Source organism: Spirosoma spitsbergense DSM 19989, from assembly GCF_000374085.1.
In the GTDB taxonomy this organism is placed as follows: domain Bacteria; phylum Bacteroidota; class Bacteroidia; order Cytophagales; family Spirosomataceae; genus Spirosoma; species Spirosoma spitsbergense.
Genome location: NZ_KB893452.1, coordinates 1 through 9,340, shown reverse-complemented (window position 1 = coordinate 9,340; position 9,340 = coordinate 1). Strand labels below are relative to the sequence as shown.

5 protein-coding genes are annotated in these 9,340 nt (G+C 50.1%); all 5 read right to left on the bottom strand.

Translation table 11 applies throughout. The annotated features are described in order from the left end of the window. Positions 1-439: 439 nt before the first annotated feature. On the bottom strand, positions 440-928 hold the full coding sequence (locus tag B157_RS0108465) for an Hpt domain-containing protein (RefSeq protein ID WP_020602916.1): 489 nt from the start codon (positions 926-928) through the stop codon (positions 440-442). 50 nt (positions 929-978) lie between these two features. Continuing rightward, positions 979-5,211, bottom strand: a complete 4,233-nt coding sequence (locus B157_RS0108460) for a hybrid sensor histidine kinase/response regulator (protein WP_020602915.1) — start codon at positions 5,209-5,211, stop codon at positions 979-981. A gap of 1,059 nt (positions 5,212-6,270) precedes the next feature. Further along, positions 6,271-7,191, bottom strand: a complete 921-nt coding sequence (locus B157_RS0108450; protein WP_169521694.1) for a DDE-type integrase/transposase/recombinase — start codon at positions 7,189-7,191, stop codon at positions 6,271-6,273. A 243-nt stretch (positions 7,192-7,434) separates the two neighbouring features. Continuing rightward, positions 7,435-8,079: an IS5 family transposase gene (locus B157_RS34765; protein WP_281168452.1), complete on the bottom strand. Its 645-nt coding sequence runs from the start codon at positions 8,077-8,079 to the stop codon at positions 7,435-7,437. A 650-nt stretch (positions 8,080-8,729) separates the two neighbouring features. Further along, positions 8,730-9,340 (bottom strand): Hsp70 family protein (locus B157_RS34760; RefSeq protein ID WP_041951978.1); only part of this gene is annotated, 611 nt, incomplete at its 5' end.

The following is a 9,340-nucleotide window of genomic DNA, read 5'->3' as shown; positions in this document are numbered from 1 at the left end:
CTGCAACCGCATGGTATTTTCGGCATACTGGTCGCTGTGGCGAGCCAATTGCAGAAAGTTGATTCGGTGACGAACACTCAAAAACAGCATCAGAATGTGGTGTATAAATTGCCGACGGGGTTTGGTCAAATCGGGCAGGTTAGCTACTATTGTACTCAGTAGGGCTGGTCCTTGCATAAAGGCGTTGTTTGGTTTGGATGTCAGATACCCAAAACTAACACGCCTTTTTCATATCCCTAAAAATTGACGAACCATTGCCTGTTTTTAAATGAAAAACTAATCAGAGTCGTGTAAAATTATTTTTGTATGCTACGGATTGTAGTTGACATTTTTGTGAATAGTTTATGTAACTAAATTTATAATTATTTATATATTAGTTCACATATACCTCCGATTCTTTTCAGGATAAGGCAAACAGCTATCCTGCTTTTCTCAAGCATCAGGGTAGATCACCCCCAGCGGCTGTTTGTAAGACCAGTTGCATAAGCACTAATTCAGCCCGAAGCATTCCCGCATATTGTCGAATCAGAACGGAAACGTCTCCTTCGGCTTTTGGCCTCGCCAGCTGCTGCTCCAAAGCCCGGCCCAGACGAACTACTTCCAGTAGGCCAAATACTTCGAAGGACGCTTTTTGCGAATGAATAATGCGACCAACGCTACCCAGGTCGTTTTCTATCAAGGCCTGCTCCAGGGCCAAAACTTCGCCCGGTGTCTGAGCCAGGACTAATTCCAGCAGTTCCAGGGCTAACGCCTGCTCATTGTCCACCGCTTGTAATAACGTTGCCAGTTGGAAACAAGGGCCGGCTTCGACCGAATTACGCAACCCCAAATCGCTCGGCGCTGACGAGTTGGCGTACCAGGCGGTATCCGTTGCGCGGTCTTCGGGTTGGGTAGGCGGAGGATTCTTAGGGTAATCGGAGACGTTCATCAGAATAGGTCGTTTTAATGGTAAGAATAGAGTCAGCATTTGCCCACGCGTTACGCGGCAGGCAGCATTGATTGGCTACGGGACTGACTCACCTGTTGGAAGGATTGCTTCAACAGATCCAGCTTAGGGGGTTTACTTATGTACTCATTCATACCCGCTTCCAAACAAAGTCCCCGGTCTTCCTGCATCGCATTCGCCGTCAGGGCGATAATCCACGGCTGAGGGATGGGTAGTCGGCGAATCTGGCGGGTCGCTTCCAGCCCGTCCATCTCCGGCATTTGTACATCCATCAAAATTAAATCGAAGCCATCGGCCAGACAGGCGAGTACTTCCTGGCCGTTGTGGGCAACCACGGGCGTATACCCTAGCTTAGTAAGCACCCGTACCAGAAGCTTGATATTGACTAAATTATCTTCGGCGATCAGAATACGCAAGGGGTATTGCAGGGCAAAGTCCAGGCTGAAGGTCGATTCCGGGCGAGCGGCAACCACATCGGGCAGGGTCGTCCGGTGCGATTTTAGCGCCTGTTGAACCACCTGGGCGAGTTGCTGCTGACGAACGGGCTTGGTTAAGATGGATGAAAATAAATCAGCATACAGTTTTCGGCTTTCATCCCCCATCGAACTAAGCAGGATAATGGGCAAATCGGGGTGAATCGCTTTTAGCCTTGTGGCCAGTTCAATGCCATCCATGTGGGGCATCTGTCGATCGGTGATCACCAAATCAACCCGGGTGCCCTGAGCCATAATCGCCAGGGCCTCCTGACCCGAGCTGGCGACTACGGGCAGCAAAGACCAGTGTTCAAGCTGCGCTTTTAAAATAAGCCGGTTTGTCGCGTTATCGTCCACCAACAGGACGGTTTTCCCTTCGGCCACGCTCCCCCGTTCGTAGACATACTGCCGGGTGGCCTGCTGGCTAATCTGAGCCAATAAGGTAAACTGGAACCGGGTTCCTTTCCCCACTTCACTTTCTACCTCAATGCGGCCACCCATCAGCTCAATCAGACGCTTACTGATGACCAGGCCTAGACCCGTACCCCCGTACTGACGGGTATGGGAGGAGTCCACCTGGGAGAACGCTTTAAACAAGCGATCGAGTTTGTTAGCCGCAATGCCGATCCCCGTATCACGCACGTCGAACCCTAACTCGATGCCCTGCTCAGGCCGGTGGGCCACCCGATGGACACTCACAACAATTTCACCCTGCTCGGTAAATTTAATGGCATTCCCGACCAGGTTGACCAGGATCTGACGTAACCGAAGGCCGTCCGTGATAATTTGGGTGGGCACCTGGTGGTCGATCTGGTAAATCAGGTCCAGTCCGACCTGGGCGGCTTTGCGGGCAAACAGATCCAGAACGTCCTCGATGCAGTCCCGCAGGTTAATCGCCTGCTGCTCCAACTCCAGATGGCCGGATTCAATCTTGGAGAAATCAAGAATGTCGTTAATGATCCCCAATAACCCTTCGCCACAACTGCGAATGGTTTCGGTGTATTCCCGCTGTTCATCCGATAACAACGTGTCTTCTAACAGGGAAGTCATGCCGATCACCCCGTTCATAGGCGTACGGATTTCATGACTCATGGTCGCCAGAAACACACTTTTGGCGGTATTGGCTCTTTCTGCTTCCAGGCGCGCCTGCTGCTGCTGCTCCGATTGATGGGCCAGTTCCGTGTTCTGCTCCCCAAGTTTATGGTTCAGCAGCCGTAGCTGACCAGCCTGTTCCCGGAGTTCCTGTTGCTGCTGGGTTACTTCCCGGGTCCGCTCCTGCACCTGCTGTTGCAGGATGAGTTGCAGGCGTTTGATGCGCCTAACCCGCAGGCGATAAACCGCATAAAGGCTACCCAGTAAAAACAGGGCTGTCAGGCTTTTAAACCAGCCCGTTTGCCAAAAAGGGGGTATGATATGCAGGTTGACAAAGGTGCCGGTTTGATTCCAGACACCATCATTATTCGAGCCTTTGACCCGGAATACGTAGTCCCCCGGATCCAGATTCGTGTAACTCGCTGTTCGCCGGGTACCCGCCTGAATCCAGTTGGTATCAAAGCCCTCGAGTTTATAGGCGTACTGGTTCGATTTGGAAAGTGTATAATTCAGGGCCGCAAAGCCAAAGGAAAGTACCGATTGCTGGTAGGAAAGGGTAATATCCCGGGTTTCGCTAATCGTTTTGATCAGGGGTGACTGGGCATCCTGCACCTGCACCGATCGGTTGAACAGCTGGAAATCCGTAATGTACACCGGGGGAATAACCGGGTTGTTGCGTAAACTGTCGGGGTAAAAACTATTGAGCCCACTTAATCCCCCAAAAAACAGTTGGCCGTCCGAACTCGCATAGCAGGCCATCCGATTAAAGGAGCTGCCCTGTAAGCCATCATTCACATCGAAATTGCGAAATGTGCCCCTTTTGGGATTGAAGGCACTCAGACCCTTGTTGGTACTTAGCCACAGCGTTCCGTGCTTATCTTCCAGAATTCCCTGAATCACCTCGTTGGGCAGCCCATCCGACTCCCGGTAAGCCGTAAACGTTTGCGTAGCGGCATCAAACCGGTTCAAACCGCTATTGGTACCAATCCAGAGTTGCCCGGCGGAGCTTTCGAAGAGGACAGTTACCAGGTTATTGCTCAGACTTTTAGTAATCTGGTCGGTATGGATGTAGTGGGTAAAGCGATTCTGGCCGGGATGAAATACATTGATACCCCCGCCTTCCGTACCCATCCAGATATTGCCCGTCCTGTCTTCCCATAGCGTGGTAATGGTAGAATAGTTCAGGGCGTTTGCCTGGGCTGGATTGGCCCGGTAGTGGGTAACGGCTTCGGTTCGTGGATCATAGCGGATGAGGCCCTCTTCAAACGTACCCAGCCAGAAGATACCATTGCGGGCCTCCAGAATGACACTGATACTGAGCGGATTTAAGTTACCTTTTTGCGCAAAGGTCCCCCTGGCCCGATCAAATACGGTCAGCCCGCCTTTATAATTACCCGTCCAGATGCGTTGCCGGGCATCAGCATGAATAGCCAATACGTAGTTACTACCAATACTGGTGGGCAAGCCTTCGGAATGCAGGAAGGATGTGAAGGCTGTCTTTCCTTTTTTGAGCACGTTAACGCCCCCGCCGTCGGTACCCACCCATAAATCGCCCTGCTGATCCTGGTGAATAGAGAGGATATTGTTGTTGGTCAGCTTATTAATATTCGTCCGGGTACGTTGATAAAGCTTAAATTTGGGGAGTGAGGCATCCAGCTTGTTCACTCCGCCGGCATAGGTTCCGATCCACATCGTGCCCGTTCGATCCCGGTATATAGCGTAAATGGACCCATTGTTAAGGCCGCGGCTATCGGCTTCATCATACGCGTAATACGAAAATGACCCATCTCGGCGCAGGACATTAATGCCGCCATTGCGGGTGCCAATCCAGAGGTTCTTATTCTTATCTTCGGCCAGCGCAACAATATCCGAATGCGTTATCGAGGGTTTGGCCCCCGTTGAGGGCTGATAACGGGTAAACCCATTCGAACCCGTTGACAATCGATTTAAACCACCCCCTTCCGTACCCACCCAAAGCTGCCCCCTGGAATCGTCAAAACAGGTATTTACCTGGTTATGACTCAACGAATGGGGATCGGCCGGATTATGGAGGTAATGCTGGAAGGTATTAGTTCGGGGAAGCAGTCGATTTAACCCACCCCCGCTTGTGCCGACCCAAATGGATCCATCAGGCGTAATGCATACCGAACTAACCATATCCTGGCTGAGACTGTGCGGATTGGCGGGTTGATGGCGAAAGTGCGTAAACGTCTTTTTTTGTGGATCAAACCGATCCAGCCCCCCCCCGGCCGTACCCACCCATAAGTAACCCTGACCATCCTGCGCAATGGCCATCACTTTGTTATGACAAAGGCTACTAGCGAGTCCGGGGATATGCCTATAGTTGGAAAACGTTTCCGTGCTGGCATCAAATAAACTAAGACCGCCCGCATCGGTACCCACCCAGAGTCGTCCCTGTCGATCCTCAAACAGGGTATGGATGTAACTATGGCTGAGACTGGTCGATTTCTGGGGATCGTTCCGATACAGTGTATAGGTATAGCCATCAAATTTGTTGAGTCCGTCCTGGGTACCAAACCACATGAAGCCTTTTCGATCCTGCAAAATGCAGGTGACGTTGTTTTGGGAAAGGCCCTGATTGGTCGTCAGGTAAGTAAAGCGCACATTCTGACGCTGGGCCTGAGTAGTGGAGATAGTTAATAATCCAGCCAGCCATAAACACAGGAAACGTATGGGCATTGACGGGTTATCTAATACTCTATCTTTAGTGTATGTGTAGCATCCCATCGTATCCAGGTATTTTTAGAATGCCACCGTATCGGTAAGCCAACTTTGCGTTATTTTTCAATTAATTGGTCGGCAACTACCCTTTGTCCGGATTGTCAGGAAGTTGGCCTGTTGATTGAGGCCAGACTACCTGAAACAAATGGATTAAAAACTTGATGATAAACTCATTTAATACCACTTCCAGTCACTTTATTCGCAGGCCACTCTGATCAACGCGGGACAAAACATGAATGCCCCCTGATTTTCGATGGTCCGATTTCGTATCCACTTAACCAAAGCCACTGCCCCGGCAGCGGCCTATGTACATCCGTTAAACGAGGTCGGGCTGCTGGTCTGCTTTCATCCCTATCTTCCCTTCCCAACCATGGGTGTAGGCCATCAGATTAAATTCAAGGGCAAGGGTACTTGAAATAATAGTACCCATAAATGGATAGTGTCTATCTAAAAACTAGATCGTGTATTAGTACGACTAATTAAGAGCTAGTTTAGTTAATTTTACGCAATAATAGTTAATCTTAAATTATTGTTAAAATTTTTATATAAATAAAATATTAACTATTAATAGATAATAGTAAAGTAAGAGAACAGTGTGTCCTCCCTCACAATTGAGTTTATGGGACTAAGCTTAAAACGGGTTTCTTTGCACAAAGAACCCCGTGAATAAATGTGCTGAAATAATCACCCTATAAAAAAGCCGCGCCCAATGAGTCTGGATGCGACTTTATTGTGCAATTTACTGTATTGGGGTCGCTTTACCGTTTCGTACAAAATCCGTCACTTGGCCAATCTGAAGAGATAGACTAGCATAGTCGTTTGAGGTTCAAAAAGTCCTACGTTTCTGAACCTCAGATAATTAGTAATTCAAGTACTCGAAATAACTAGCAAAACAAGGTCAGAAAGTAGATCCACTGGCCATTCTGGTTTTTGTTTTAGGGGTGGGCGGATTTATACGGTAAGCAACTAAAGGCTGTCGGGCGCAGTAAACATAGCCCACCCCCATGCGCAATAGAGTTAGCACGATTCATCCGAGTTCGTTTGGCTCGTGGCTAAGCTTAATAAGGCTTGCTCAGTAATGACCGTGTTGGAAAAGGATTTGATGAATTCACCCGTGTCCGTGAAAATCACCCATTCATTGCTGGTAGCTTCTAAACGAATACTCACCCACTGATCCGCGACCGAACGGTTCAGAAACCAGCGTTGATAATAGAAGGAGATGACCCCAATCTTGCTCACTTTTCGATGCCAGCTGCGCCTTTGGAGAAAGGCTAAGACTAGTTGATAGTCGAAATGGCTAATCTCAAAGAGGCATAGTGGGGTGTCAATGGTGGGGTAAGCCTGTTGGCGAGTCTGTTCATTTAATCTCCGAACCGGATAGCGTTCGCGTTGGGTTACAATAACTTGAGCTAACTTCTGACGAAGATCCGCGATGTCGGAACAAGTAGCTAAATCAGCCCAATTGGCGGTGGTGGCTTGAGCCCGTTCTACTTTGGCGTTATCGGTAGGCCGAGCGGCTCGGTTCCAGATCGGCTCAATACCATACCCCACCAACCAAAGCGGAAGCAGCGGAATCTGTAACCGCTTAGGGTCACCGAATGGCCGACCATTATCAATCTTAATGGCTTGAGGCAGCCCCCATTGTCGGAAAATCAGCTGTAATTGTTCACAAATGAGCCCCAGGGGTACCTGACCGATTCGGCCATAGGGGAAAACCGGGGCGGCTAACACCGCACCGCTCTTTTCGTCGACAACCGTTAACCAGCACACCTTAGTACCATCGAGGGTACGCTGCTGTTCTTTTGCGTCCACTTGCCAGACTTGATGAGGATACTCCGCCCACACTTTGGGTGAGTTCAAGAGTTGGGGTCGTGGCTTGGTTAAGCCAGCGGCCTTAAACCATAACTGGAGCGTACGAATGGAAGGTAAACGTCCCATGGCGTAACGCGCATCGAGTTGTAAGTGAATGTAAGGGGCGCCCCAGAGTGGATGCGCCCGCTTCAACCACAGGCTAACGCGATGGTAAAAAACGGACAATCGAATCCCTGTCGTACCACATTGTTTATACCGAGGTAGAAGTCCGGCTTCCCCCAGCTGATCTTGCCGTTTGCAGATACGCCGAACGGCGTCGTAACTCACGCCCATTTCTTGGCTGATTTGCCGGTAGGCCTTAGAGGTTGTTTAGGATTTTGTTTCACGGATTTTTCTGGACATCAATCGAATCATCGTCCAATAGATAACTGCTTCGGCATGAGACTCTTTGACCTCGTAATCTTTGGCTAAACGACGATAAAAGGCCCACCAGCCAAATGTACGCTCAACGATCCATCGTTTGGGCACCACTTGGAAGCCTTTCACACCTAGTACACCGCAAACTTCTTCGAGAGTCAGTTGATAAGTCGCTTTGACGGTAACCAGGAAATTGACCCCATCGAAGCCCTGATCAGCCAGAACTGTCTTCAACCGAATGAACCGTTGGCCCAGTGCTGTGAACAGAAGCAAGGCACCAGCTCGCTCCCCCACGTTGGCCGATGTTAACCGAAGAGCCAGCACCAACCCCAGCACATCCACAATGATAGAGCGTTTGCGGCCGGTGAGTTTTTTATTGCCATCATAGCCCTTGAGTGTGGTCACAGACATAGTTTTAACGGATTGACTGTCAATAAGTCCCAAGCTAGGCGATGCCTCTCGGCCTGCTTGCAGCCGTACTTTAGTGACGAGTTTATCATGAATTTCCTGAACCAGCCCCAGCTTGGACCACTGGCAGAAGTAATAATAAACCAGCCGCCAATCGGGTAAATCGTTGGGCATGAGCCGCCAGGAGATACCGCCCGCTTCGGCGGTCCGATTTGACTACGTACAGAATGCCATTGATAATGGCTCGGATGGAATGTTTTCGTTTGCGTCGGCAAATTTTGAGGGGCAACAAAAGTTTGATAGCTTGCCACAGCGCCGGCTGCCCGGTGGGAGTTGGTCAGATCAGTCGAATAGAGCATCAGGGTAGTTTGAGAGTTTGCACCCCAAAACTACTTGACCAGCTCCCATTTTCGTGAAACTTTAAACAACCCCTTACCCTGGGCTCGCAGTTGAGCGATTTGTTGACGGGTGGCAAAGGGAATAGCGACTGCCATACGGATTTGGATTAAAGCAGTCGCCAATATCGTCAAATCGTGCTAACTCTATTGCGCATGGGGGTGGGCTATGTTTACTGCGCCCGACAATCTTTAGTTGCTTACCGTATAAATCCGCCCATTTAGCCAAAGAACCCCATGAATGACGATATAGGTTAGAAGGGAAATATACCAAAATCCCCCAAATTCCAACACCCATTTTAAAGCGATTGCCCTGCTTTTCTACCCCATTTGTTGCATTTTAAACTTGAATCTACGATCGAGTGGCCAAACTAAATAGGCATCATCAAACAAAAAATCCCCGCCAAGTTTCCTCGGCAGGGATTTTTTTATTCTTCTAAACAATTACTTCACTTCTTCGTACGGTACATCCGACACGTTGTCGCCTTCGGGCTGGCCCTGTCCGGCATTGCCGGGGTTGGCATTACCCCCGTCGAAACCGGCAGCTCCGTCCATTGGGTTGGCTCCGTCACCACCCGTGGCACTGTACATTTCCTGCGAGGCCGTNGCCCAGGCGGCATTCAGTCCTTCGAGCGCGGTGTCGATAGCGGCTGCATCACGGGACGCGTGCGCCGTGCGGAGGTTCGCCAATGCGCCTTCGATAGCGGTCTTGTTGCCTTCCGACAGTTTATCGCCATACTCCTTCAGTTGCTTTTCCGTCTGGAAAATCATCGAGTCGGCTGCGTTGACTTTCTCGATGGCTTCGCGCTCGGCTTTATCAGCGGCTTCGTTGGCTTTCGCTTCTTCGCGCATCCGNCTGATCTCGGCATCGGTCAATCCGCTCGATGCTTCAATCCGGATTTTCTGCTCTTTACCCGTGCCTTTATCTTTGGCCGTTACGTGCAGAATACCATTGGCATCTACGTCGAACGTTACTTCGATTTGGGGAACCCCACGCGGTGCCGGTGGAATATCGGACAGGATAAACCGGCCTAACTGACGGTTTTGAGCCGCCA

Coding starts and splice junctions, on each gene's coding strand:
- B157_RS0108465 (WP_020602916.1), bottom strand. CDS start 928: ATGAACGTCTCCGATTACCCTAAGAATCCTCCGCCTACCCAACCCGAA.
- B157_RS0108460 (WP_020602915.1), bottom strand. CDS start 5,211: ATGCCCATACGTTTCCTGTGTTTATGGCTGGCTGGATTATTAACTATC.
- B157_RS0108450 (WP_169521694.1), bottom strand. CDS start 7,191: ATGGGACGTTTACCTTCCATTCGTACGCTCCAGTTATGGTTTAAGGCC.